Source organism: Pantoea alfalfae, assembly GCF_019880205.1.
In the GTDB taxonomy this organism is placed as follows: Bacteria; Pseudomonadota; Gammaproteobacteria; order Enterobacterales; family Enterobacteriaceae; genus Pantoea; species Pantoea alfalfae.
Genome location: NZ_CP082292.1, coordinates 3,810,956 through 3,836,997 on the forward strand (window position 1 = coordinate 3,810,956; position 26,042 = coordinate 3,836,997).

General features: G+C 56.3%; 23 protein-coding genes. 7 read left to right on the plus strand and 16 right to left on the minus strand.

Features of this window, described 5'->3' with window-relative positions; genetic code table 11:
- Positions 1-7: 7 nt before the first annotated feature.
- The 4 genes from ubiE to udp form a co-directional block, all read right to left on the minus strand.
- The gene (gene ubiE, locus K6R05_RS17785; RefSeq protein ID WP_008926452.1) at positions 8-766 is read right to left on the minus strand and encodes a bifunctional demethylmenaquinone methyltransferase/2-methoxy-6-polyprenyl-1,4-benzoquinol methylase UbiE; all 759 of its coding nucleotides are present in this window, start codon (positions 764-766) and stop codon (positions 8-10) included.
- 75 nt (positions 767-841) lie between these two features.
- The gene (rmuC, locus tag K6R05_RS17790) at positions 842-2,341 is read right to left on the minus strand and encodes a DNA recombination protein RmuC (protein ID WP_222924745.1); all 1,500 of its coding nucleotides are present in this window, start codon (positions 2,339-2,341) and stop codon (positions 842-844) included.
- Between the two features lie 85 nt (positions 2,342-2,426).
- Positions 2,427-3,695: a tetratricopeptide repeat protein gene (locus tag K6R05_RS17795; protein ID WP_222924746.1), complete on the minus strand. Its 1,269-nt coding sequence runs from the start codon at positions 3,693-3,695 to the stop codon at positions 2,427-2,429.
- A 92-nt stretch (positions 3,696-3,787) separates the two neighbouring features.
- On the minus strand, positions 3,788-4,549 hold the full coding sequence (gene udp / locus K6R05_RS17800; RefSeq protein WP_161733927.1) for a uridine phosphorylase: 762 nt from the start codon (positions 4,547-4,549) through the stop codon (positions 3,788-3,790).
- A 304-nt stretch (positions 4,550-4,853) separates the two neighbouring features.
- Here udp and K6R05_RS17805 point away from each other — a divergent pair, with 304 nt between their 5' ends.
- Positions 4,854-5,687: a dienelactone hydrolase family protein gene (locus K6R05_RS17805; protein ID WP_222924747.1), complete on the plus strand. Its 834-nt coding sequence runs from the start codon at positions 4,854-4,856 to the stop codon at positions 5,685-5,687.
- 49 nt (positions 5,688-5,736) lie between these two features.
- On the opposite strand, the gene metE is transcribed toward K6R05_RS17805, so the two are convergent.
- Positions 5,737-8,007 (minus strand): 5-methyltetrahydropteroyltriglutamate--homocysteine S-methyltransferase, encoded by a 2,271-nt coding sequence (metE, locus tag K6R05_RS17810; RefSeq protein WP_222924748.1) that lies wholly within the window; start codon positions 8,005-8,007, stop codon positions 5,737-5,739.
- A gap of 144 nt (positions 8,008-8,151) precedes the next feature.
- Between metE and metR the strand changes: the two genes are divergently transcribed.
- Both metR and K6R05_RS17820 read left to right on the plus strand, forming a co-directional pair.
- Complete coding sequence (gene metR, locus K6R05_RS17815; RefSeq protein WP_161733921.1) at positions 8,152-9,078, plus strand: HTH-type transcriptional regulator MetR; 927 nt, start codon at positions 8,152-8,154, stop codon at positions 9,076-9,078.
- Between the two features lie 83 nt (positions 9,079-9,161).
- The gene (locus K6R05_RS17820; RefSeq protein ID WP_010257278.1) at positions 9,162-9,641 is read left to right on the plus strand and encodes a YehS family protein; all 480 of its coding nucleotides are present in this window, start codon (positions 9,162-9,164) and stop codon (positions 9,639-9,641) included.
- A 511-nt stretch (positions 9,642-10,152) separates the two neighbouring features.
- On the opposite strand, the gene K6R05_RS17825 is transcribed toward K6R05_RS17820, so the two are convergent.
- Positions 10,153-11,016, minus strand: coding sequence for a carboxylate/amino acid/amine transporter (locus K6R05_RS17825; RefSeq protein ID WP_222924749.1), 864 nt, complete (start codon positions 11,014-11,016; stop codon positions 10,153-10,155).
- Positions 11,017-11,390: 374 nt separating this feature from the next.
- Between K6R05_RS17825 and glpT the strand changes: the two genes are divergently transcribed.
- Complete coding sequence (glpT, locus tag K6R05_RS17830; RefSeq protein ID WP_222924750.1) at positions 11,391-12,731, plus strand: glycerol-3-phosphate transporter; 1,341 nt, start codon at positions 11,391-11,393, stop codon at positions 12,729-12,731.
- A 46-nt stretch (positions 12,732-12,777) separates the two neighbouring features.
- Here glpT and yigL read toward each other — a convergent pair whose 3' ends face one another.
- Positions 12,778-13,578 carry a sugar/pyridoxal phosphate phosphatase YigL gene (yigL, locus tag K6R05_RS17835; protein ID WP_222924751.1) on the minus strand — a complete coding sequence of 267 codons (801 nt, stop codon included), beginning with the start codon at positions 13,576-13,578 and terminating at the stop codon, positions 12,778-12,780.
- A 52-nt stretch (positions 13,579-13,630) separates the two neighbouring features.
- A complete protein-coding gene (pldB, locus tag K6R05_RS17840; RefSeq protein WP_161733915.1) occupies positions 13,631-14,623 on the minus strand; it encodes a lysophospholipase L2 in 993 nt (330 codons plus the stop codon).
- Positions 14,624-14,735: 112 nt separating this feature from the next.
- Here pldB and rhtB point away from each other — a divergent pair, with 112 nt between their 5' ends.
- The gene (rhtB, locus tag K6R05_RS17845) at positions 14,736-15,359 is read left to right on the plus strand and encodes a homoserine/homoserine lactone efflux protein (protein WP_161733913.1); all 624 of its coding nucleotides are present in this window, start codon (positions 14,736-14,738) and stop codon (positions 15,357-15,359) included.
- Between the two features lie 69 nt (positions 15,360-15,428).
- Here rhtB and K6R05_RS17850 read toward each other — a convergent pair whose 3' ends face one another.
- The 4 genes from K6R05_RS17850 to pldA all read right to left on the minus strand — a co-directional run bounded on the left by K6R05_RS17850 (position 15,429) and on the right by pldA (position 19,818).
- Positions 15,429-16,238 (minus strand): DUF1460 domain-containing protein, encoded by an 810-nt coding sequence (locus tag K6R05_RS17850; protein WP_222924752.1) that lies wholly within the window; start codon positions 16,236-16,238, stop codon positions 15,429-15,431.
- A gap of 211 nt (positions 16,239-16,449) precedes the next feature.
- Entirely contained in the window at positions 16,450-17,073 is a 624-nt protein-coding gene (gene rhtC, locus K6R05_RS17855; RefSeq protein ID WP_150013235.1) for a threonine export protein RhtC, read from the minus strand.
- 12 nt (positions 17,074-17,085) lie between these two features.
- Positions 17,086-18,915: an ATP-dependent DNA helicase RecQ gene (recQ, locus tag K6R05_RS17860; RefSeq protein WP_161733911.1), complete on the minus strand. Its 1,830-nt coding sequence runs from the start codon at positions 18,913-18,915 to the stop codon at positions 17,086-17,088.
- A 24-nt stretch (positions 18,916-18,939) separates the two neighbouring features.
- Complete coding sequence (gene pldA / locus K6R05_RS17865; RefSeq protein WP_061061281.1) at positions 18,940-19,818, minus strand: phospholipase A; 879 nt, start codon at positions 19,816-19,818, stop codon at positions 18,940-18,942.
- Between the two features lie 193 nt (positions 19,819-20,011).
- Here pldA and K6R05_RS17870 point away from each other — a divergent pair, with 193 nt between their 5' ends.
- Positions 20,012-20,482: a thioesterase family protein gene (locus K6R05_RS17870; RefSeq protein ID WP_013359695.1), complete on the plus strand. Its 471-nt coding sequence runs from the start codon at positions 20,012-20,014 to the stop codon at positions 20,480-20,482.
- A gap of 23 nt (positions 20,483-20,505) precedes the next feature.
- The gene (gene rarD, locus K6R05_RS17875) at positions 20,506-21,405 is read left to right on the plus strand and encodes an EamA family transporter RarD (RefSeq protein ID WP_222924753.1); all 900 of its coding nucleotides are present in this window, start codon (positions 20,506-20,508) and stop codon (positions 21,403-21,405) included.
- On the opposite strand, the gene K6R05_RS17880 is transcribed toward rarD, so the two are convergent.
- The 4 genes from K6R05_RS17880 to uvrD form a co-directional block, all read right to left on the minus strand.
- Entirely contained in the window at positions 21,376-22,428 is a 1,053-nt protein-coding gene (locus K6R05_RS17880; protein ID WP_161733907.1) for an AbrB family transcriptional regulator, read from the minus strand. The two genes, rarD and K6R05_RS17880, sit on opposite strands and share 30 nt — an antisense overlap.
- A gap of 97 nt (positions 22,429-22,525) precedes the next feature.
- Positions 22,526-23,479, minus strand: a complete 954-nt coding sequence (corA, locus tag K6R05_RS17885) for a magnesium/cobalt transporter CorA (RefSeq protein ID WP_161733905.1) — start codon at positions 23,477-23,479, stop codon at positions 22,526-22,528.
- 178 nt (positions 23,480-23,657) lie between these two features.
- Positions 23,658-23,714, minus strand: a complete 57-nt coding sequence (ysgD, locus tag K6R05_RS22415; RefSeq protein ID WP_352230973.1) for a YsgD/CorL family protein — start codon at positions 23,712-23,714, stop codon at positions 23,658-23,660.
- A 67-nt stretch (positions 23,715-23,781) separates the two neighbouring features.
- Complete coding sequence (gene uvrD, locus K6R05_RS17890; protein ID WP_033734817.1) at positions 23,782-25,944, minus strand: DNA helicase II; 2,163 nt, start codon at positions 25,942-25,944, stop codon at positions 23,782-23,784.
- Positions 25,945-26,042: the final 98 nt, after the last annotated feature.

Consider the following 26,042-nt stretch of genomic DNA (forward strand, 5'->3'; position numbering starts at 1 on the left):
ATCTCACTCAGAACTTAAATCCACGATGCAACGCAACAATGCCGCCGGTCATATTGGAGTAAGTGGTATTTTCAAAACCGACATCGTTCATCATCGCTTTCAGGGTCTCCTGATCGGGATGCATGCGGATTGATTCGGCCAGATAGCGATAGCTCTCTGCATCCTGCGCCACCAGCTGTCCGATGCGCGGCAGAATGTGGAACGAGTAGGCGTCATACGCTTTGCTCAGCGGATCCAGAACAGGCTTAGAGAACTCCAGCACCAGCAGGCGTCCGCCCGGCTTAAGGACACGGAACATGGAGGCCAGCGCCTTCTCTTTTTCCGTAACGTTGCGCAGACCAAAGGAGATAGTGATGCAGTCGAAATAGTTATCAGGGAAAGGCAGAGCTTCTGCGTTGGCCTGGACGTAACTTACGTTGCCCACCACGCCCTGATTGCGCAGTTTCTCGCGGCCCATCTTCAGCATGGAGCTGTTGATATCCGCCAGTACAACCTGACCGGTTTCGCCCACCAGGCGAGAGAATTTGGCGGTGAGATCGCCGGTACCCCCCGCCAGATCTAACACGCGCTGACCGCGACGTACGCCGCTGCTGTCAATGGTAAAACGCTTCCAGATACGATGGACGCCAAACGACATCAAATCGTTCATCAGGTCATATTTTGCTGCTACGGAGTGAAATACATCCGCGACTTTGTCAGCTTTTTCGCTTTTGGCGACCGTCTGAAAGCCAAAATGGGTAGTTTCCTGCTGTGATTCATCTGCCATCGGTTTTACCTGCTCCACAAACAATACTTCCCGAAGTGTATCAGAGTCACGGAAGTCAGGCACGCTGCGCCCATACTATTCGTGGAGGCGCCTCACACGCCTCTCACTCTCATCCGCATCCCTGTCGTCATCTGCATCGTCAGCGGCCCGGTTTTCCGGCATGGCCCGTTCGGCCAGCTGAGGATTAATGGGTCGTTTGATCTCCACGCCCAGCGCACGAAATCCTTCCGTCTGCGCAATCAGGTTGCCGCGCCCTTCTGCCAGCTTTTTCATCGCCTCGCGATAGCTGTTCTGCGCCTTATCCAGGCTGTGACCAATGCCGCTCATGTCATCGACAAACAGTCGCATCTTGTCATAGAGGCGCGTAGCCCGGTCAGCAATACGCTGCGCATTACGGCTCTGATGCTCATAGCGCCAGAGATTGTTAATAGTACGCAGCGCCACCAGCAGCGTGGTGGGACTGACCAGCATAATGTTCTGCTGCAGCGCCTCGCCAATCAGCTCAGGCTGGCGGTCAATCGCCAGCAAAAAGGCCGGCTCGACCGGAATGAACATCAACACATAATCCAGCGACCGTAAACCGGGCAATTGTTGATAATCTTTTCGTCCCAGCAGGCGAATGTGCGCCCGCATGGCGCTGACATGCTCCTGGATCGCCTGCTCACGTTCGATCTCATCATCCGCATTGAAGTAGCGTTCATAGGCCACCAGCGTCATTTTGGCGTCCACCACGACATCTTTGCCCTGCGGCAGACGCACAATGACATCCGGTTGCATCCGGCCCTGCTGTTCTGACTGGATGCTGACCTGAGTTTCATATTCGTAGCCTTCACGCAGCCCGGAGGCCTCCAGTACACGGCTCAGCACCACTTCACCCCAGTTACCCTGGATTTTATTGTCGCCCTTGAGCGCTTTGGTCAGGTTAAGCGCCTCCTGTGCCATCTGCGCATTCAACTGCTGTAACTGCCGGATTTCATGAGTCAGGGTGTGCCGTTCACGCGCTTCTGCCCCAAAGCTTTCATGCACCTGACGGCGAAAGCCATCCAGCTGTTCACGCAGCGGGCCAATCAGCCCGTCCAGACTCTGACGGTTCTGTTCATCGACACGACGGCCGCTGTTTTCGAAAATACGGTTGGCGAGGTTTTCAAACTGGGCGCTGAGGCGTTGTTCGCTGTTGGTCAGCAGGCGCTGTTTCTCTTCAGCCGCGAAACGTGTCTCTTCAAGGCGGATGGTCACTTCGCGCAGCTCCGCTTCCTGCGCGCTGTTAACCTCCAGCTGATTGCGCAGTTCACGATTAAGCTGTTCGCTTTCATTGCGCCAGTAATCGAGCTGTTGCAGGCGCTCATTGGCCCCGCTCAGCGCGCCATGAAGCTGACGCAGTTCCTGCTCACGCTGCTGCGTCTGCTGCTGAAGCTGTTCGATCTGCTGCTGCTGGCGCTGTTGCGCCTCTTCCTGCAGACGGCGCTCGGTCTGAAAACTGGCGACCTGATGGCCGGCACGTAACTGTGCCAGCATCCAGCCAATCCCCAACCCGGCAAGCGCCAGACAGGCGCTGATAATGATGTGCTGATCCATGATTTCCCCGCGACTCAGGCTGCTGAGGAAAAAGGTAGAGTCGCACTGTATGAATGTCCAGATAAATTTACCGGCATTCAGCGCCTTACAGGGCCGCTACCGTCAGCTTTCCAGCCTGCCACTCATCAATCAGGAAGAATGGCATCGGCAAAAGCCACTCGCCGTTTTTGACCTGCGCCAGATAATGCCAGGTTGTCTCGCCAGAAGTGATCGCGACGCGCTGTCTGCTCCCTTCAGGAGCGCTGGATTTACCGGTCATACTGGCAAAGCCGGCATTGCTGCCTACGTGGAAATGCGGCGTCTGCCAGCGCACGGGCGCATGATCAGGCCACGCCTGGGCCTGATGAAAGTTGAACAGTTCATCATGGCTCAGGAGGCTTTCACGCACTGTGGGCCATAACGCCACTTTGAGGAAATATTGATCGGTGAAGCGCTGGCTGCCCTGATACTGTGCAATGAAATCACGCATCGCCTGCTCCACATTCCGGAAAACACCGTGACAGCCGCCCCACATCCCTGCCAGCAGCAGTTCGGTATGGGAGAAGTAGTCACGCATATGGTGGAACCAGTAAGGCGATGCCAGCCAGGCGTTAACCGCCGCCGCTTCGCGCTCTGAAAGCAGCGAGTCGGCATCGCGCACGATAAAACGCTTCACGTCAGGATCGTCGAGCACCAGAAAGCGCCACAGGGTCGGAAACAGCGTTTTTTCGTGAGACATATCGACCAGTTGCACATGTGGCTGGTCCAGGCGCTGCCAGACATGCTGCGGCACGCTGTCATCAAGGTAGATGCGGCAAACCCAGCCGGGATAGAACTCAGGCGCCACCTCAACATTTTTAATCAGCGTTTCGCAATAGCGTGGCTGATCGCCATACAGGCAGAAGGCGATGACATTCTGATGTGGCTGGCTGAGATCGACAGGCTCAGGTTGCGGAGCAGGAAACGCGGCACGCTGTCCCTGACTGAAACGCGCATCAGAGCGCATTAGCGATGTCAGACCAAAACGTGCCACCTCTTCCTTTTTACCCAGCCAGCCGCACACTTCGGTTAAGCCATCCAGCCAGGTTTCAGAGGCGGTAGCCTGCACAGCGGGCGGTGACTGATAAATCTTCTGGTAGATTTTGTACGATTTATTGTACTGACCCAGACGCAGCAGGCAGAGCGCGTAGTCGCTCAGCACCTGCATCTGATTGGGCATGGAGCGCAGGACTTCTTCGCAGCACTGAGCAGCCAGCGCGTGGTTACCCTGCTGCATGGCGGCGCGAAAACGTTCGGCGCTGCGTTCCAGACGGGCATTGATTGCCGCAGGATTAGCGCCAGGGACAGGACGTCGGACAGGAATCGTATTGCGCATAAACACTCTCAGGTTTCACTGATGTTACGCGCCGTTAACTACCGGCAACAGGTTTTGAGTCTGGACAAAAAACCTGTTGCCCGACGCGGTCATTATAATAAACGACGCGCCGCTTCGACCACAATCTTCACTGCGTCACTTTCTGTCTGCTTCATGGTGACCGCATCCGGAATCTCTTTCTGAGTACGGTTCACAATCACGCCCGCGACCATGCCGGCCCGCAGACCCTGGCTGGCGCACATGGTTAACAGCGTTGCAGATTCCATCTCATAGTTAAGCACGCCCATCTCCTGCCACTCTTTCATCGATCCTTTGAAACGACTGACGACACGGCCTGAAACAGTGTCGTAGCGCTCCTGGCCCGGATAGAAGGTGTCAGAAGAGGCGGTGATGCCAATGTGGGTTTTCGCGCCACAGGCTTCAGCGGCGGCAACCAGTGCGGTGGTGCAGGCGAAGTCAGCGACAGCCGGGAATTCCATCGGGGCAAAATGCAGGCTTGCTCCGTCCAGGCGAACGGACGCGGTGGTCACCAGCACATCGCCGACGTTAATGTGTGGCTGGATAGCACCTGTGGTACCGACTCGCAGGAAGGTACGCACGCCAAGCTGCGCCAGCTCTTCGACCGCAATCGATGTAGAAGGACCGCCGATGCCCGTTGAGCAGACAATGACCGGCTTGCCATCAAGTTTAGCCAGCCAGGAGGTAAATTCACGGTGTGAGGCGAGATGCGTGGCATCTTCCATCAGTCCGGCAATTTTCTTCACACGCTCCGGGTCACCCGGCACAATCGCCAGGGTCGCGCCCTGCAGATCGGCTTTTGTCAGGCCAAGATGGAAAACGTCAGACTGTGTCATTTTCAGACTCCTGTTAAGGGAAGGTAGCGCGCCACTCTACGCCAGCACGCCCGATAAATATGTGACAAAATTCACTTAAGAAAATGAAAGTTACATTTCCCGGAACATAAAATGTGATTTTAATCACATAATTACGTCTTATTCATCCGGATAGCCCTCAGCGAGGCTGTGTCAGGGTCGGCGCAATGTTAAAGAGGTGGATGATTTTATTCGCTGTTGATTCTGTTAACCGACACCTGGACGCAGACGCTTTACGGCCAGGCTATAGTTACGTGATTGCGTAAATGCTTGCACGGAGAGAATAATGAAACCCAGTGACAATATGGCACAAAAACCGGCGACGGGCGGCTTTGCCCCTGCCGTGCAGCCCACCGCCTCTACCACCATTATTACCGAAAGCCCGGCCATTCACTCAGGTGAAACCTCAGTGCCCAGCCAGGGCGAAAACATGCCGGCATTTTTTGCAAAACCGCACTCAGCGGAAGGCCCATTGCCTGTGGTGCTGGTGGTGCAGGAGATCTTTGGTGTCCATGAGCACATCCGGGACATCTGCCGCCGTCTGGCGCTGGAAGGCTATCTGGCGATTGCGCCTGAGCTCTATTTCCGCGAAGGCGACCCGACTGAGTATAACGATATCCCGACGCTGTTCAGCGAGCTGGTCAGCAAAGTGCCTGACACCCAGGTGCTGGCCGATCTCGATCATGCCGCTAACTGGGCGGCACGCAACGGCGGCGATATCCGTCGCATGGGCATCACCGGTTTTTGCTGGGGTGGCCGCATCAGCTGGCTCTACGCCGCGCATAACCCACAGCTACGCGCCGCGGTTGCCTGGTATGGGCGACTGACCGGCGAGCGCACGCTGAAGCAGCAGAAGCATCCTATTGATATTGCGGTCGACCTGAATGCGCCAGTATTAGGTTTGTATGGTGGCCAGGATGAGGGTATCCCGCTGGAGAGCGTCGAGCAGATGCGTCAGGCACTCCATGCCGCCAATGCAACCGCCGAGATCATCGTCTATCCCGAAGCGGGCCATGCCTTTAATGCTGACTATCGTGCAAGCTATCATGCTGAATCAGCCAATGATGGCTGGCAGCGGATGCTGGCCTGGTTCAGGCAGTATGGCGTGGCATCAAAATAAATAAACAGGGCGCTTCTGCGCCCCTGTTTATTGCCATCCGGTCCCATTCCTACGCCGTCTCACCACGCAGTTTCTTTGCCGCCGTCACCATATTGGCCAGCGCCTGACGTGTTTCCGTCCAGCCACGCGTTTTCAGACCGCAGTCCGGGTTTACCCATAGACGCGCTTCCGGAATCCGTTTCGCCGCCTTCAGCAACAGCGCCTCTATCCACGCCACGCTGGGGACATTAGGCGAGTGAATGTCATAGACGCCGGGGCCGATTTCATTCGGGTAGTCGAAGTGTTCGAACGACTCCAGTAAGTCCATGTCAGACCGTGAGGTTTCAATCGTGATCACATCAGCATCCAGCGCAGCGATGGCGTCCATGATGTCGTTGAACTCGCAGTAACACATATGCGTATGAATCTGGGTTTCATCCCGCGCCACCGCCGCATTCAGCCGGAACGCCTCCACTGCCCAGTTCAGATAGTCTGCCCACTCAGACTGATGCAGTGGCAGACCTTCACGCAGTGCAGGCTCATCGATCTGAATAATACCAATGCCTGCTTTCTCCAGGTCTTCCACTTCGTCACGCAGCGCCAGCGCGATCTGCTTTGCGATAGTTTCCCGTGGCACATCTTCACGCGGGAATGACCAGCAGAGAATCGTCACCGGGCCGGTCAGCATTCCTTTTACCGGCTTGTCAGTCAGCGACTGAGCATATCGGGCCCACTCGACGGTAATCGCCTCTGGGCGACTGACATCGCCGATGATCACAGGCGGTTTCACACAGCGGGAACCGTAGCTCTGTACCCAGCCATTCTGGGTAAAGACAAATCCCTCCAGATGCTCGCCGAAGTACTCAACCATGTCGTTACGTTCTGCTTCACCGTGAACCAGGACATCCAGTCCCAGCCGCTCCTGTTCGATGATCGCCTGTTTAATATGCTCCGCGATGCCGGTGCGGTAATGATTACTGTCGAGACGGCCCTGCTTAAAATCGAGGCGCAGGCCGCGAATTTCAGTGGTCTGTGGAAAAGAACCGATCGTCGTGGTGGGCCAGGCGGGCAGATTGAAACGCTGACGCTGCAGAAGTGCCCGCACCGGGTAGGCGCTCAGACGTTGACTGTGCTGTGGCGTAATGGCCTGAAGACGCTGGCCTACCGCGGCATTATGCACACGGCGGGAATAAGCACGGGCGCGCACCGGTGCGCTCCAGGCCTCCAGCGAGGCGGGATCATTCGTGTTGAGTGCCTGACTCAGCAGCGAGAGCTCTGTACATTTTTGCAGCGCAAAGGCGAACCAGCTTTTGACTTCATCATCCAGCCGGGTCTCGACGCCGAGATCGATCGGACTGTGCAGCAGCGAGCAGGAGGAGCCAATCCACACCTGTTCACGCGCTCTGGTCAGCGGTTGCAGGCGACTGAACCAGCGGCTCAGATCGGCACGCCAGACGTTACGTCCGTTGATCACGCCAAGCGACAGCAGCCAGCTGGCGGGCAGTTGCTGATTCAGCTGCTCAATATCATCGCGGCCATGAACCAGATCGATATGCAGGCCCTGCACCGGCAGCGCACGAATCACATCAATGTTCTGTCCGATGCTGTCAAAATAGGTGGTCAGCAGCAGCTTACTGTTACCCTGCAGCGCGTCATACGTCGGCTGGAAGGCTTCGCGCCACGTCTGCGGCAGCTCCAGTGCCAGGGCGGGTTCATCAATCTGTACCCATTCGATGCCGCGCTTCGCCAGTTCTGCCAGCACCTGCTGGTAAACCGGCAGAATCCTTTCCAGCAGCGACAGACGTTCAAAGGGCTCACCTTTAACTTTACCCAGCCACAGATACGTCACCGGTCCCAGCAGCACCGGTTTGATGTTGTGGCCCAGCGCCAGCGCCTCATCCACCTCATCCAGCAGCTGAGTCCAGGTAAGTTTAAAGGTCTGGTCCTGAGTAAATTCCGGCACCATGTAGTGATAGTTGGTGTTAAACCATTTAGTCATTTCTGCCGCCGCCGCAGGCTCGCCAGTCGGCGCACGACCGCGCCCCAGACGAAACAGCGTGTCGAGATCAACGGTCCCCTCTTTGTTCTGATGACGCGTGGGTATGTTGCCCAGCAGCAGGCTGGTAGTCAGCACATGATCATACCAGGCAAAATCGCCGACCGGCAGCAGATCGACGCCCGCCTCTTTCTGTTGTTGCCAGTGTCGCGCACGCAGCTCGCGGCCCGTCTCCAGTAAGGCCTGCTGCGTGCTGTCGCCTGCCCAGTAACGCTCCAGTGCTTTTTTCAGTTCACGGCGCAGGCCAATTCGGGGAAAGCCGAGGGTATGGTTGAGGATAGTCATGTGCTGTTCTCCAGATAATCTTTCACTTTGGCTTAAATGGGCAGCCAAAGATGTTTAGCCGTCCAGATGTTTACACTGCTATACTCTGCGGGTACTGTATGTTGCTCAAGCGCAATATGTTCATTTTCGATGTGAAGGACTCTCATGATCGAACTCAAGCACCTGCGGACGCTTCAGGCTCTGCGCAATACGGGATCGCTGGCGGCGGCGGCAGCCCAGCTTCATCAGACGCAGTCGGCGTTGTCTCACCAGTTCAGCGATCTGGAGCAGCGGCTGGGATTCCGCCTGTTCGTCCGTAAAAGTCAGCCACTGCGCTTTACGCCGCAGGGCGATATTCTGCTGCAGCTGGCAGAGCAGGTGCTGCCGCAGATTCAGCAGGCGTTGCAGGCCTGCCATGAGCCGCATCAGACCACGCTGCGGGTGGCGATTGAGTGTCACAGCTGCATTCAGTGGCTGACCCCAGCGCTGGATAAATTCCGTCAGAGCTGGCCGCAGGTGGTGATGGATTTTAAATCGGGCGTGACCTTTGATCCGCAGCCTGCTCTGCAGCAGGGTGAGCTGGATGTGGTGCTGACCTCCGACATTCTGGCGCGCTCGGGCCTGTTCTACTCACCGATGTTTGATTATGAAGTACGGCTGGTACTGGCGACGGATCACCCGCTGGCCCAGGTTGAGCAGATTTCGCCGGAAGATTTAGCCGATGAAGTGCTGATGATCTATCCGGTGCAGCGTCAGCGTCTGGATATCTGGCGTCACTTCCTGCAGCCCGCTGGCGTCAGCCCGGCCCTGAAAAGTGTGGATAATACCCTGCTGATGATTCAGATGGTGTCGGCACGGATGGGGATTGCCGCACTGCCGCACTGGGTGGTAGAGAGTTTTGAGAAGCAGGGTCTGGTCGTCACGCGCACACTAGGTGATGGACTTTGGAGCCGTCTTTATGCAGCCGTACGCGAAGGAGAACAGCGTCAGCCGGTGCTGGAAGCCTTTATCCGCTTTGCCCGACAGCACGCCTGTGAGCATCTGCCGTTTGTGCGTGACGCCGCGCGGCCTGGTGCCGTGTTACAGCGGTAATCCGACGGACACAAACCTGCGCGAACGCGGGCAAAATCCCCTATAATGCGCAGCCTGTCGACTGACCATGAGAAGATCTCACCATGACTAACAATGATATTCTGCGCAGCGTGCGCTACATGCTCAACCTGAGCGATGCCAAAATGGTGGAGATTTTTGCGCTGGCACAATGTGACGTGCCGCTGGCGGATATTCAGGCGTGGCTGAAAAAAGATGACGATGCTGCGTTCCGTCCCTGCCCCGATGTGCTGATGGGTTATTTTCTGAATGGCCTGATCTTCTACCGTCGCGGCAAAAGTGAAGATGCGCCCGCGCCGTCGATTGAGCGCAAGATGACCAATAACATCTTCATGAGAAAGCTGCGTATCGCTTTTGATCTGAAAACCACCGACATTCCTGATGTACTGAAGCGCGTGAATTTTACCGTTTCACAGGCTGAGATTGGTGCGATTTTCCGCAAACCTGATCATAAGAACTACCGCGAATGCGGCGATCAGATTCTGCGTAACTTCCTGAAAGGGCTGGCGATGATTCAGCGCCCTAAGAGTGAGAAGCCTGCTTAACGTCTGTGGCTGATCGCTTCGGGTACCTGCGTGGTCAGAAGTGGCGCATCTGATCGCAAAGAAAGCCTGCATCCATGCAGCACGGCCTCGCCATCCCTGGCTCGGACGCTTTGCTCCTCAGTTGCGCCACCTCTTCCCTCAAGCTTCTTCATGGCTTTTTAATCAGCAACACCAGGCCAGCTCTGGGGAGTGAAAGCGGGTCATCGGTGGAGCGTTCGTCGCAGGGGGAAAAAGCGCCGGGGGCATTTCTGAACCATCCTGTAAGATTCCTTCGCGATCGCATACGCCAGCTCCATCGCGAATGCTCTACGTTTCAGCGACCCATCCCCTCCTTCATATTCGCTCTGAGCCCCTGGTTCTACTGCGATGATGCTGTTAAGTCTCCAGGGCTGGCGCGTCTGAAGAGCGAAGCGTCCGGGCCAGGAATGGCCCGGCCGATCCACAGGGATGTGAGATTCCTTCGCGATCGGACGCGCCAGCCCGGGAGGCCGCACCCATGCAACAGGCCTGTTTATGACAGGTCACCGCGCCCCACCACCCAGCGCTTATGCACCCACAGCGAGGCAAGAATCACCAGCGCGCCCGCAATAAAGCTCGGCCAGTGCGGTTTTTCCTGCCAGATAGCCAGATTCACCAGCAGCCCGGCAGGCACGTGCATGTTATTCATAATGCCCAGCGTACCGGCATCAACCTGCGTCGCACCGTAGTTCCACATAAAATAGCCGAGACCGGAAGCCGCAACGCCCAGCCAGACCAGAATGCCCCACTGCAATGAGGTGGTCGGCAATTTCTGCGGATTGCCCCAGGCACACCAGGCGATCACCGCAATCAACACCGCCCCCAGGTAGAACCATGAGAAGGCCGTATGCTGTGGCATGGGACGGGTCTCCTGCAGACGTTTATAGCCCACCATGCCAGCCGCGAAGCAGATGTTTGCCAGTTGCACTAACAGCAGACCGAACCAGAAATGATCGCTGACTTTGTCATAGCGAATAATGGCCGCGCCAGCCACCGCCAGCAGCGCACTAAAGATATAGCCGATGCGCAGTGGACGACGGCTGATCAGATCGTAAATCAGCGTCACATAAAGCGGCGTCATCACCGTAAACAGCAGGAATTCTGACACGCTAAGGTAGAGATAGGCTTCGAAGCTCAGCAGATACATCACCCCCAGTTGCAGCATCCCCACCAGCATATAAAGCAGCAGCGTTGAAAGGCGATGACCACGCCAGCGCAGGAAAGGCAAAAACACCAGCGCAGCCAGCGCCAGCCGCATCAGCACAGAGAACCAGCTATCCACCTGGCCAGCGAGATATTCGCCAATCAGGCTGAACGAAAATGCCCACAGAATGGTGGTAATAATCAATAAAAACACGGCGACGACCCCGAAATTAACAGGCCGTCAGTGTAAACAATGTGCCGCCGTCAGGCTGTGAAATCTGGTTGACATCTGATTATAAACCAGGCAATTAAAAAGCCTTCCGGACAGCCTGCTTACACTTCCTGACATAAAAGTCGAAAGAATAGGTTTTCAGCCACATAAAATGCGCGAAATGATCCATCAGATGATCGCTTCCGCTCCTCATTGTAATAAAACTGTAACAAATGTGTCATTCATCACAGTAACGTTGCGCAACTAACACTATTCTTTGCGCGAAATGGAACATTATGCATCCATTTTGTTCTGCACTTTCCTGCTCCAACCTGCCGGGAATTAAAAACCATAATGTGCCCTGGAGGGCCTCACTGATGCTGAGCATTTTTAAACCTGCACCACGTCAGCCTCAGGTGGCGGAGGATCACGTCGATCCGCTCTACCGCCGTCTGCGCTGGCAAATTTTCATCGGGATCTTCTTTGGTTATGCGGCCTATTATCTGGTCAGAAAAAATTTCGCGCTCGCCATGCCCTATCTGGTGGAGCAGGGTTTTTCACGTGGCGATCTCGGCTTTGCCCTGTCCGGCATCTCCATTGCCTACGGCTTTTCAAAATTCATCATGGGCTCGGTCTCTGACCGATCTAACCCGCGCGTCTTCTTACCGGCAGGCCTGATTCTGGCCGCAGCTGTGATGCTGATCATGGGATTCGTCCCCTGGGCGACCTCCAGCATCATGGTGATGTTTGTGCTGCTGTTTATCTGCGGCTGGTTCCAGGGCATGGGCTGGCCTCCGTGTGGACGAACCATGGTTCACTGGTGGTCGCAGAAGGAGCGAGGCAGGATTGTCTCGGTCTGGAACTGTGCGCATAACGTGGGCGGCGGTATTCCACCGCTGCTCTTCCTGCTGGGTATGGCGTGGTTCAACGACTGGAAAGCGGCACTTTACATGCCCGCGTTTGGCGCGATTGCCATTGCGATTCTGGCCTTTGCGCTAATGCGCGACACGCCGCAATCCTGTGGTCTGCCACCGATTGAAGAGTACAAAAACGACTATCCGCCCGACTACGATGCCAGTCACGAAGAGGAGCTGACGGCAAAACAGATCTTCATGAAGTATGTGCTGCCGAACAAGCTGCTGTGGTACATCGCGCTGGCCAACGTGTTTGTCTATCTGCTGCGCTACGGCATCCTCGACTGGTCACCAACCTATCTGCGCGAAGTCAAACACTTCACGCTGGATAAGTCGTCGTGGGCCTACTTCCTCTATGAATATGCGGGGATTCCGGGAACGCTGCTGTGTGGCTGGATGTCGGACAAAGTGTTTCGCGGTAATCGCGGTGCGACCGGGGTGTTCTTTATGACGCTGGTGACCATCGCGACCGTGATCTACTGGCTCAACCCCGCGGGCAATCCTGGCGTTGACATGGCCTGCATGATCGTGATTGGCTTCCTGATCTACGGTCCGGTGATGCTGATTGGTCTGCATGCGCTGGAACTGGCACCGAAAAAAGCGGCGGGGACAGCGGCGGGCTTCACCGGCCTGTTCGGCTACCTCGGCGGTTCGGTCGCGGCCAGCGCCATTGTCGGTTACACCGTCGATTACTTCGGCTGGGATGGCGGCTTCATGGTGATGATTGCGGGCTGTGTGCTGGCGGTTATTCTGCTGTTACTGACCATGGTCAGCGAACACAAACACAAAAAGACCCCTGCCTGACGGCAATAAAAAAGGGCCGGATACCGGCCCTTTTTACGCTAACGGCTTAAGCCAGATAGAGCGTGCGCAACGTCTGCGGCACCGCATCATCAGCATTTGAACCGATCACATCCAGCTCCGGCAGCGTATCTTTCAACCGTTGATGGGCGTTCTGCATGATATAGCCCTTACCTGCCATGCACAGCATCTCCACATCATTCATACCGTCGCCGAAGGCAATGCAGCTTTCCAGTGAATGGCCCAGCGTTTTCGCAACCGCTTCCAGCGCATGGCCTTTCGACACGCCGCCCGCCATGACTTCCAGACAGGTTGGCAGCGAGAAACTGACGTTAACCCGATCGCCCCAGCGCGCTTCAATTGCCTGCTCCATCGGGATCAGATGCTCAGGGTTTTCGCAGGTGAAAAAGACCTTGCTGATGTTGCTGGTTGGCAGCAGACCTGGCTCGTAGACCTGATAGTTGAACACGGACTCGCGGAAATAGTCTTGCTCAGCCGGACTTGAACGGCTGACAAACCACTCATCGTCGCGGTAAACGTGGGTCAGAATATCGCTGTGATGATATTGCAGGCCAAACAGGTCGCTGGCGATATCCTCATCCAGATTATGACTGAACACCAGCTCGCCCTCTGCATTGTGCACGCGCGCACCGTTTGAGGTAATCATACAGGCCGGAATCGCCAGGCTGTCGCGCATCTGTCCGACATCGATATGATGACGACCGGTGGCGAAGACAAAGTGAATATCCTTAGCGACCAGCTGCTGCAGCGTTTCACGTGCAAAAGGGGTCAGGCGATGTTCGGGAGAAAGCAGCGTGCCATCCAGATCGGATGCAACGATGTGATACATGAAAACCTCGGGTATCTGGTTCTGCCGGTTTTTACCGGTCGGATAAATAACGTCAGTGATGCGATGAAAAAAAGTCGACCACTGCATTGAGTGCTTCGGCACGCATCTCATCTTTTTCAAACAGGATCTCGTGACGCGCGCCGTCGATCACCCGTGGTTTATTACCTTCACACGGATGACCCGCAGCAGCCATCGCGGCACAAAACAGGTCCTGCGAACGATTGTCGACCACGCGATCATCGCTGGCCTGTAACAGCAGCAGCGGCGTCGTAATCTTATCAACCTGACTGATGATGTTGCGCCCCGCATGGATGCCTTCACGTACCCAATGGTAGGTCGGCCCACCCACACGAATCGCCGGATCGTCCGCATAAAAACGCAGGTTACGCCGGTAACGCTCGGCGCTATGGGTCAGCCGGTTAATGCCAAACGGATGCGCGCGCCAGCGTCCGGTGCCGAGCGCATAGCCATCGCGTAAGGCTGGACGTTTCTCCGCCCAGTCCAGGATCCGATGGGCCAGAAAAGAGGGCAGCGGTAAGGCGATGCCAAACATGGGTGCCACCAGCGCCACTGCATGAAATGCCTGCGGCTGACGCGCCAGAAACAGCGTTAAGATTGCGCCACCCATTGAGTGAGCCAGCGCATAGCGCTGCTGGTAGTGACCGCTGACAATCTCTTTCAGATAGAGCGTTTCAAGATCGTCCACGTAATGCGTAAATTCCGCCACGTGACCACGGTGTGAATCTTCCAGCAGGCGATCGGAACGCCCCTGACCGCGATGATCGAGGATCACCACATCAAATCCGCAGTGAAACAGATCGTACGCCAGCTCAGGATATTTTATGTAACTCTCGATGCGTCCCGGCACAATCAGGATCACACGCTTATGTTGCGGCGATGTGAAGCGGACATAGCGCAGTGTCAGATTACCCACGCCGGTAAACTCTAGCTCCTCACGACTGTGCCAGAAATCGAGCAGCGGCCCGGTGGCGAAGGCAGCAAAGGCTTTTTCTCGTCGCAGCCAACTGGCTTTGTGTTGATTCATTCGCCCTCCTGATGACCGGATACAGAGTCCTGAATGCCCTGCGCATGCCATAGCGCCGCGCTTATTTCTGGCGTATTGTGTCACAAATCCGCGACTAAAGAGAGCCTGACCCATGACCATCGAATGGTGGCTGACCTACCTGCTTACCACCACAATTCTCAGCCTGTCGCCCGGTTCCGGCGCAATCAATACCATGAGTACCGGTATCAGCCATGGCTATCGCGGCACAGTAGCCTCGATCACGGGTTTGCAGGTTGGCCTGGCGCTGCACATCGTGCTGGTCGGCATCGGACTGGGTGCGCTGTTTTCTCAGTCGCTGCTGGCGTTTGAAATCCTGAAGTGGGCCGGTGCGGCCTATCTGGTCTGGCTGGGTATTCAGCAGTGGCGCTCAGCAGGTGGCATCGATCTTGATGCGGTCGCCAAAGCGATGCCGCGTCGTCGCCTGTTCAAACGCGCCGTGCTGGTTAACCTGACCAACCCGAAAAGCATCGTCTTTCTGGCTGCCCTGTTCCCGCAGTTTATCCAGCCACATCAGCCGCTGTTTATGCAGTATCTGGTGCTGGGTGTGACCACGGTGGTGGTCGATATCATCGTAATGATTGGCTACGCAACACTGGCCACACACATTGCTGGCTGGATTAAAGGGCCAAAGCAGATGAAGTTAATGAACCGCATTTTTGGTGGACTGTTTATGGCGGTGGGCGCACTGCTGGCCAGCGCCAGAAAAATCGCTTAACACTTTTTGCGCCGACACACTGAGGTCGGCGCGAACACTCCCTGTTTAACCCCTTCTTCCCAGGCACCATTAAGGCGCAGTCAGCGGCACCGCACGTAATACAATGATGCCCGACTTCGACTGCATATATTCCCTGAACGGCACATCGACAACTTTGCGATTAGCGGCCAGTGATGAAGCGTTCCTGAACCACCATTTCCCATCATGCCGGACGGCAATCCCGGCATGCGAGACATCCAGCCCCTGAGCGGGCGTGTAAACCCCAATGTAATCGCCAGTCTGGATCTGCTTCAGCACCTTTGGTGTGATTGCCCGGGCCGGAATATAGGTAATGCGGCGAGGAATCACACCCAGACCGGGCAGCCTTTCTTTTCCGCTGGCCTGACGATTCAGTTGCTTCACTACCGTTACCGCATTCGGACTAAGGGTGCCGGTTACGTCATCGGCATTGCGTGGGCTAACGGCAGACCAGTCGGTAAAAAAGTGGCGACGCTGCAGGTAGCTGACCTCACCGCCAGCGTAGCGGGTCCGAATCAGGCTGGCCTCAAAGCTGACGCGGTCGTGGCTGCGGCTTAGCGCCTGGACGTAATCAAGCAGTGTAAAGCAATCCACACCGTTGAAATTGATCACCAGCGCTTCCGGCGTATCGGGCGATCCGATCAGCGTATCGGCCTGGTAGGGCGTACCGAGAAACGCGGCGGAAATCTGGCTAATCCTCTCGCCCTGCGGCCGCTCTGACGCCGGAGGTATCTGCGCCAGAATAGCCGGGACACTCTCTACTTTCGCCGGATCAGGGGCACGGTAATGGGCAGCATCAGGCGAGGCGCAGGCGCTGATACAGGCGGTGATGAAAAACAGCAACAGGGGTTTTACTCGCATTATCATCTCCATGAAAAAATAGTCCGTTGGTACGACCATACCGGAGGTGATGGTTTCATTAATTAACGAATGGTGACTATTTATCTGCAGTTGCAACAGAGAGGCATCATCGGGTGCAGATTGTGACAGTCGTCACGCAGATGACGTTCAGAGGGAGCGGCAGGAGGTGGAATGACTGCCGGATGCGCAGCGCGCCCTCCGGCATAAGGGCTTAACGCGAAATAATCAGGTGGATACCAAAACCGGCGAACAGCACGCCAGCCATACCATCCACCCACTTCGCCAGCCGCTGATACTTCGCGCGGATCCATGGCAGCGCAAAGATAGCCGCCACCAGGGTAAACCAGGCAAAGGTTTCACCGACAATCAGCAGGAACAGACCCCAGCGCTCTGCTGAGCCGACATCATCACCCACAAATAGCGAGAAGACGCTGCCGAAGTAGATAATCGCTTTAGGATTCGACAGGTTGGTCAGCAGGCCCTTGAGAAAGCTCATGCCGCGTTTCGGCAGCTCTACCACCGGCTCATCCTGCTGCGGCTGCCTATGACGCTGACGCGCCGAGCGCATCAGTTGCCAGCCCATCCAGAGCAGATAGAGGCCACCGCCAACCATAATAATCTGATGCAGCCACGCCATTTTTTCCAGGATCAGATGCAGGCCCATCAGCGCCACGCCTGCCCAGACCACAATACCCAGGGTAATGCCCAGCACACCCATCATCGCCTCCTTGCGCGATCGGCTGGCGGCGGTCTGTGAGACAAAAAAGAAGTCGGGGCCGGGGCTCATCAGCGCCACCAGATGTACCAGCGCCACGGTTGCGAATAACATCAGCATGATTAGTGTCCTTTACTCTTCATCATCAAGATGCTCTTTGATCATCACCAGGAAGGGTTTGCCAAAGCGCTCCAGTTTGCGGTGACCCACGCCGTTGACGCTAAGCATCTCGGACGCGCTGACCGGCATCTGTTCTGCCATCTCTATCAGTGTGGCGTCATTGAACACCACGTAAGGCGGAATATTCTCTTCATCGGCGATTGCTTTTCGCAGCTTACGCAGTTTGGCGAACAGTTTGCGATCGTAGTTACCACCGTGAAACTTCGCCGGACCGCTGCTCTTTGTTTTCGCGGTAATTAAACGCGGCACCGCCAGCATCAGTGGCACTTCACCGCGCAGGACCGGTCGTGCTGCTTCGGTCAGTTGCAAAGCCGAATGCATAGCGATGTTCTGCGTTACCAGCCCCAGATGGATTAACTGACGTAACACGCTGACCCAGTGTTCGTGGCTCTGATCTTTGCCCAGTCCATAGACCGGCAGCTTGTCATGGCCCTGCTCACGGATACGCTGGTTGTTGGACCCGCGTAGCACCTCAACGATATAGCCCATGCCGAACCGCTGGCCCACGCGATAGATGCCGGAAAGCGCTTTTTGCGCTTCAACCAGGCCGTCATACCGTTTTGGCGGATCAAGGCAGATATCGCAGTTGTCACACGGCTGCTGGCGACCCTCGCCAAAGTAATTCAGCAGCACCAGGCGGCGGCAGGTCTGCGCTTCAGCAAACGCGCCCATCGCGTTGAGCTTGTGGCGCTCAATATCCTGCAGCGGCCCGGGCACTTTTTCTTCCAGGCATTTACGCAGCCAGGCCATATCGGCCGGGTCGTAAAGCATCATCGCTTCGGCGGGCAGACCATCACGTCCGGCTCGTCCGGTTTCCTGATAATAGGATTCGATGTTGCGCGGAATATCAAAGTGGACCACAAAACGGACGTTGGGCTTGTTGATGCCCATGCCAAAAGCCACAGTTGCCACTACGATTTGCAGATCGTCACGCTGGAACGCTTCCTGCACGCGGGCACGCTGTTCGCTGTCGATTCCGGCATGATACGCCCCGACGCTGAATCCACGGCTTTGCAGTCGCGCGGCGGTGTCTTCCACCTTCGCCCGACTGTTGCAGTAGATAATGCCGCATTTGCCGCGCTGATCCTGAACGTAGCGCAGCAGCTGATCGGTGGGTTTGAATTTTTCCACCAGCGTGTAGCGAATATTGGGGCGGTCAAAGCTGCTGATCTGAATCAGCGGATCCTGCATGTGCAGCAGATTAACGATGTCGTTGCGGGTGGTTTCGTCCGCCGTCGCCGTCAATGCCATGACCGGTAATTCCGGGAAGCGCTGACGCATCTTCCCGAGTGCACCATATTCCGGACGGAAATCGTGGCCCCACTGTGAAATACAGTGCGCCTCATCCACCGCCAGCATCGCCGGTTGCCAGTGCGCCAGACTGTCCAGGAAGTTATCCATCATCAGGCGTTCAGGGGCGATGTAGAGCAGCTTAACCCGGCCGGTACGACAGTCAGCCATCACCGTCTGCTGCTGCTCGCGCGTCATGGTGGAGTTGAGATAGGCTGCCGCCACGCCGTTCGCCAGCAACTGATCGACCTGATCTTTCATCAGTGAGATCAGCGGCGACACCACCAGTGTCAGCCCTTCGCGCACCAGCGCCGGAATCTGATAACAGAGCGATTTACCGCCGCCAGTGGGCATCACCACCAGACAGTCGCGCCCGCTCAGCGCCTGATTAATGATCGTCTGCTGACCGGGACGAAACTGCTGGTAGCCGAAGGTGTCCTGCAATACCTGCTGCGCCAGCGTTTCCTGATTAAGAACTGCCGAGGTTGCCACGCGATTCCTGTCTTACGTTAGGGATTAGAACAAGTCGTTAAGCGTTACACCCACACCCAGACGTGTCTGGCGATGGTTGTAATCGATCAGTGATTCACCGTAGCCGCTAAACACCTGAGTATAGAAGCGGACGTGTTCACTGATAGGGTAGCTCCAGCCCATTGTCGCGCCGCCATAACCGCTGTTCCAGTTATAGTTGCCCTCTACGCTGAAGATACTGTCGCCGAACTTATAGCCCAGCCGGGTGCGGTAGTAACCCATATATTTGGTGATGTCGGGATTATCATCGCTGCTCGCCCCTTCAGGGATACGATACCAGGGTTTGATTTCCGCCAGGAAGTTACCGTTCTCCGCCATCAGACGCGCATAGACACGGTTCCAGCTGCGTGAAGTCGGGTCACTTCGTCCATTAGATTGGTGATTCAGACCCAGTTCGACATCACGCAGCGTCCAGCCACCCAGCGAGTAGTCGGTCGCCCAGCCCAGAAAAATCTGCGGCTCATAGTTGGTCTCACGGAAAGGTGATGACTCAGCACTATTTGACAGCTGCCACCAGGAACGCTGGGTGTAAGAGGCTGCCAGCACCGAGTTGTCGCCCAGAATACCGCGCCACAGCGGAAACGCCAGGCTGAGCTGGAATTTCACTTCATCTTTGCGAGCGTTTTCACCCCAGTTATAGGAGGAGATCGCCTCTTTATTGAGGTCGCTGGTATAGGTGTAGAGCAGATAGTTGTTCTCGTAAGGATAGAGAACAAACGGGTTATCATGCTTCTCCAGCAGGTTAGCAATAATGCTGCCCTGAACCTGTGGCGCGTCATGAACCTCTTTAATCCGGGCTTCATCCGCCTGCGCCAGCGCAGGAAATATCAACATTGCCGCCAGCAAGGCGCGATGCTTACGCATAAAATTCTCCGGTGAACAGCTGCGTATCAGAATAACTGAAAGGGTGTTGTAAAAAGCAGGCCATTCTACACGCAAATGGCAGCGAGCATGAGTGCTGTTTTCTTAAACTGGAAACACCCTCGCAGGCGGCATAGAATACACAACTCATTCATGTTCCGCGCCCCTCTGGCCCGATTTTTCAGGACACATCATCATGTCATCACCCGTGCTGACACCGCAGGACGCTCGCCAGCTGGTCGGCGAAATTTTTGTTTATCACATGCCATTTAATCAGGCGTTAGGCCTGGAGCTGATGCGCCTTGACGCAGACTACGCAGAGATCAGCTTCAATAACAAAACCATGCTGGTGGGCAACCAGGCGCAGCAGATTCTGCATGGTGGTGTTATTGCGTCGGTACTCGATGTGGCAGCGGGGATGGTCTGCGTCAGCAATGCGTTAACCCGTCAGGAGAGCATCAGCGAAGCGGATCTGCGCCAGCGTTTGTCACGTATGGGCACCATCGATATGCGCGTTGACTATCTGCGTCCCGGACGCGGCGAACGCTTCACCGCCACCAGCAGCCTGCTGCGCGCCGGTAACAAAGTCGCCGTGGCACGCGTGGAACTGCACAATCAACAGGGCGATTACATCGCCACGGCTACCGCCACCTATCTTATCGGCTAACTATGCCACTGAATGGATCGCATATGGATACGCAACAAACCCGCCAGGGCATTGGCTTTGCACTGGGCGCCTACTTTATCTGGGGCATTGCGCCCGCCTATTTCAAGCTGGTCAAACAGGTTCCCGCCACAGAAATCATGACGCACCGGGTAATCTGGTCGGCACTTTTTATGGTGTTGCTGATTACCCTGAGCCGAAGCTGGCCCGGCGTGCGAGGCGTGCTGCGTCAGCCTAAAAAAGTGCTGCTGCTGGCGCTGACGGCCGTGACTATCGGCGGCAACTGGCTGCTGTTTATCTGGGCAGTCAACAATCAGCATATGCTGGAAGCCAGCCTGGGCTACTTTATTAACCCGCTGATCAACGTGGTGTTCGGCATGCTGTTTTTGCGCGAACGGTTTCGCCGCCTGCAATGGCTCGCCGTGCTGCTGGCCACCGTCGGCGTGCTGGTGCAGCTGTGGCAGTTTGGATCGTTGCCAGTTATCGCGCTGGGGCTGGCCCTGAGCTTTGCCGTTTATGGTCTGATGCGCAAAAAGATCCAGGTCGATGCACAGAGCGGCATGCTGATTGAGACCCTGTGGCTGTTTCCGCTGGCAGCCATTTATCTGTTTGGCTTTGCCGACAGCGCCACCAGTCATTTATCGGCGAACCCGCTGAGTCTCAACCTGAAGCTGATCGCAGCGGGCATTGTGACCACCATTCCACTGATGCTGTTTGCGGCGGCCTGCAGCCGGCTGCGCCTCTCTACGGTCGGTTTCTTTCAGTATCTCGGCCCGACGCTGATGTTTGTGCTGGCGGTGGTGTTTTACGGTGAAACCATCACGCCAGACAAGATGGTAACCTTCGGCTTTATCTGGCTGGCGCTGCTGGTGTTTGTCTGCGATGCGGTAGCGTTTTCATTCCGTTCCCGCGCGCGCATAGCGTGAAATAAAGCGCGCTAAAGCCGGGCCGGTCAACAGGATGGTAAAGAGACGCAACGTCTGCATCGCCATCACAAATGCCATGTTGACCTGGGTTCCCGCAGCAATAATCGCCACTGTGTCCAGCCCGCCTGGACTGGTGGCGAGATAGGCCGTCATCAGATCGATATCCAGCATGCGCGTCAATATCCACGCCAGCCCGCCACACAACAGCATCAGCCCGAAGATTGAGGCCAGCATCTGCGGCAGCGTGCGCAGTGCCAGCAGAAAGATCGGGCGAGTGAAACGCAATCCCACGCTCCAGCCAATCAGCGCATAGGCCACGGCCAGTAGCCACTCCGGCACCTGTAACACTGCGATATGGCTGCTGTTCAGTACCGCCCCCGCCAGCGCGGGCAGCAGCAGCGCGCCAGAAGGAATGCGCAGTCGTGTCCCCAGCCACGCGCCGGCCAGCATCACCATCAGCGTAATCGCAAAGCCATAATTCAGCACGGGAAACCAGAGCAGCGAAACGCTGTGCGCTTCATCGCCCAGCCCGATGCGCGCGACCAGCGCGGCCGCCGAGGCGACAAACAGTACCCGCAGATACTGCATAAACGCCACCAGTCTCACGTCAGCGCCAAAGTCCCCCGCCATTGCTACCATTGCCGAAGCACCGCCCGGTGACGAGCCCCATGCGCCGGTCGGGCCAGGCAGATGACTGAAGCGAACCAGCAGAAAACCCGACAGGCCGCTGGCGGCCAGCGTCAGCAGCAGCACCGCCAGCACGATTGGCCACTCCTGAACCAGCGGTGTCAGAATCGAAGGCGACAGGCTCTGCGCAATCATGCAACCCAGCACCGCCTGAGCAAGCAGGAAGAATCGTTTATCAATTCGCAGTGTGGCTCCTGACAGGCCCATCACCACACCTACAATCATCGGTCCCAGTAGCAGCGCGGCGGGTACATGAAAATAATGCAGCACCGCGCCCAGTAGTACCGAGATCAGCAGCAGTAGCGTCCACTGCGCGCGCAACGAAAAAGCGTCCATAAAAAGTTAATAATTTGTAAAAACAGGAGGGTAAGATTACGCAGAAATGGGGACAGGAGCCAGCAGAACGGGCCATCTCAGATGGCCCGTTCTTATTTTAAAGCCAGTTTTTACGTTTGAAATAGAGATAAGGCGCCAGTCCGGCCAGAATCATCAGGCCGATCGCGGCCGGATAACCAAAGCTCCACTTCAGTTCCGGCATAAACTCAAAGTTCATCCCATAGCTGGAGGCCACCAGCGTCGGCGGCAGAAACACCACGGAAACCACTGAGAAGATCTTGATGATGCGGTTCTGCTCAATGTTGATAAAGCCCATGGCCGCCTGCATCAGGAAGTTGACCTTCTGGAACAACGATTCGTTATGCGGCAGCAGCGATTCGATATCGCGCAGAATTTCCCGCGCCTGCTCCAGCTGATTACCCGGAAGACGCGCTTTACGCACCAGGAAATTCAGGGCGCGCTGGGTATCCATCAGACAGAGACGCACCTTCCAGCCGATATCTTCCAGTTCGGCGAGCCGCGACAGCGCCTGATCGTACTCTTCGCCCTGCTGACCTTCCATGATGACCCGGCTCAGTTTCTCCAGTGCGCTATAGATGTTCTCGATTTCATCCGCCAGCTGTTCGATTTTGGTTTCAAACAGGTCGAGCAGCAGCTCAAAGGCATTGCCATCGATCAGGGTCTGGTTACGGGCGCGCATACGATAGAGGCGGAAAGCGGGCAGTTCACGTTCGCGCAGCGTGTAGAGTCGGCCTTCACGAATGGTGAACGCCACGGTGGAGTTACCGGCATGATCGTCAGCATCTTCATAGAAGAAGAAGGAGTGGATATGCAGACCATCTTCATCTTCGAAGAAGCGTGCCGAGGCCTCGATATCTTCCAGCTCTGGCCGTGTTGCCAGGCTCTGGCCCAGCTCCGTTTGCACCCGGTCACGCTCGCCCTCTTCCGGCTCGATCAGATCGACCCAGACAGAGTTGGTCAGTTTGTCGGTTTCGTCTTCCAGCTCCAGTCGCGTCAGGCGGCTGTGATCCAGTTTAAATGCGCTCAGCATAGCAATACTCCCCATTGCAGACTAAATGGGACAAAGCGGTCCGCCGTTCCTTTAAAGGGAACAGGCAGCCTGAACACGGAAACAGAGTTTCAAAGATAAATCAGTGCTGACTCGCGCGACGGAATCAAAAAGGGAGGTCGCTGATAACCGCTAAGGCTACCCGCGTAAAGAGGTAGCCTTAGATGTTATGCCTGATATCCAGGTCATTGAGCCAGCATCGACTGGGCGTGTCCAAGGCATTGTCCTCTCATGATAATAGTGGGCGCATGTTACGCTGAGACGAAAAAGCCGTCAACCGCGTGCTAAAGCGTTTCCAGCTTCGCGTAAGCCGCCACCAGCCACTTGATTCCCTGACCCTGAAACGCCACCTGCAGGCGACTGTGCTCACCGCTGCCTTCCAGATTAATGATGGTGCCTTCGCCAAATTTTGCGTGATGAACACGCTGGCCCAGCGCGAATCCACTGTCATTTTTGGTCACCGGGGCACCCATACGCTGATGGTTGACCGGACGGCTGACGCTGGCGCGCAGACGCACTTCTTCGATGCAGGTCTCGGGCAGTTCGCCGATAAAACGGGAAGGCCGGTGATACACTTCCTTACCATAGAGTCGGCGGGTTTCAGCGTAGGTCAGCGTCAGCTTGAGCATCGCGCGGGTCACACCGACATACGCCAGACGACGCTCCTCTTCCAGCCGCCCGCCTTCATCCAGCGACATCTGGCTTGGGAACATGCCCTCTTCCATGCCGACGATAAAGACCTGGCTGAACTCCAGCCCTTTTGCTGAGTGCAACGTCATCAGCTGAACCGCATCCTGCCATTTATCTGCCTGACCTTCGCCCGCTTCCAGCGCCGCGTGGGATAAGAAGGCCTGCAGCGGCATCAGATCTTCATCTTCATCCTGATAGCTGAACTGACGGGTTGCCGTCACCAGCTCCTCAAGGTTTTCGATACGCGCCTGACCCTTTTCGCCTTTTTCCTGCTCATACATCAGCCACAGGCCAGAGTCTTTGATAACCCGGTCGGTCTGAACATGCAGCGGTAATTCGGCAGTTTCGGTAGCCAGTGAATCGACCAGCTCACAGAAGCGTTGCAGTGCAGACGCGGCGCGGCCAGCCAGTGCGCGACTTTGTAGCAGTTCGCGCGTAGCCTGCCACAGCGTCATCTGACGTTCACGCGCCGTCTGACGCACCACGTCGAGCGTGCGATCGCCCACGCCGCGCGTCGGGGTATTCACCACGCGCTCAAAGGCGGCGTCGTCATTGCGGTTCGCCATCAGACGCAGATAGGAGAGCGCATCTTTGATCTCCTGGCGTTCAAAGAAGCGCATGCCGCCATAAATACGGTACGGCATGCTGCTCTGCAGCAGCGCCTCTTCCAGCACACGCGACTGGGCGTTGCTGCGATAGAGAATGGCGCAGTCGTTGAGCGCACCGCCGTTCTCCATCCAGACCTTGATGCGGTTGACCACGAAGCGTGCTTCATCCAGCTCATTAAAAGCGCAGTAGATAGAGATCGGTTCGCCATCGCTGCCTTCGGTCCAGAGCTCTTTACCCAGACGGCCATTGTTGTTGGCGATCAGGGCGTTGGCCGCTTTCAGGATATTATTGGTTGAGCGATAGTTCTGCTCCAGACGGATCGTTTCCGCGCCAGGAAAATCCTGCAGAAAGCGCTGAATATTCTCAACCTGCGCACCGCGCCAGCCGTAGATCGACTGATCATCATCCCCCACGATGATCACACGGCCGCTGTCACCCGCCAGCATCCGAATCCAGGCATACTGAATGTTGTTGGTATCCTGAAACTCATCCACCAGCACGTTGGTAAAGCGTTCGCGGTAGTGATTCAGGATATGCGGCTTGTTGAGCCAGAGCTCATGAGCGCGCAGCAGCAGCTCGGCGAAGTCGACCAAACCGGCGCGGTCACAGGCTTCCTGATAAGCCTGATAAATGCGCAGCCAGGTCTGCTCAATCGGATTGCCATAACTTTCAATGTGCTTTGGCCGCAGGCCTTCATCTTTTTTGCCGTTGATGTACCACATGCCCTGGCGCGCAGGCCACTGCTTGTCATCAAGGTTCATCGATTTGATCAGGCGCTTGAGCAGACGCAGCTGGTCTTCACTGTCGAGGATCTGAAAATCCTGCGGCAGACCGGCGTCAAGATGGTGGGCACGCAGTAAGCGATGCGCCAGACCGTGGAAAGTCCCGATCCACATCCCGCCCTGACTGGTGCCGATCAGATGTTCGATACGGTGACGCATCTCTGCTGCCGCTTTGTTGGTAAAGGTCACCGCCATGATCGAATAAGGTGAGCAGTTCTCGACTGACATCAGCCAGGCAATGCGATGCACCAGCACCCGCGTTTTACCACTGCCCGCGCCTGCCAGCACCAGCAGGTTACTGCGCGGAGCCGCAACGGCCGCGCGCTGATTGTCATTCAAACCGTCGAGCAGTTCAGAAACGTCCATAAGCACCGTTTACCAGAGAAAAACGCCGTCGCCGCGCTGTTTACTGCGCCTGCCGTAAGGCATTGTCGCGGCCAGTCAGGCTGCGCCACGGACGCCGG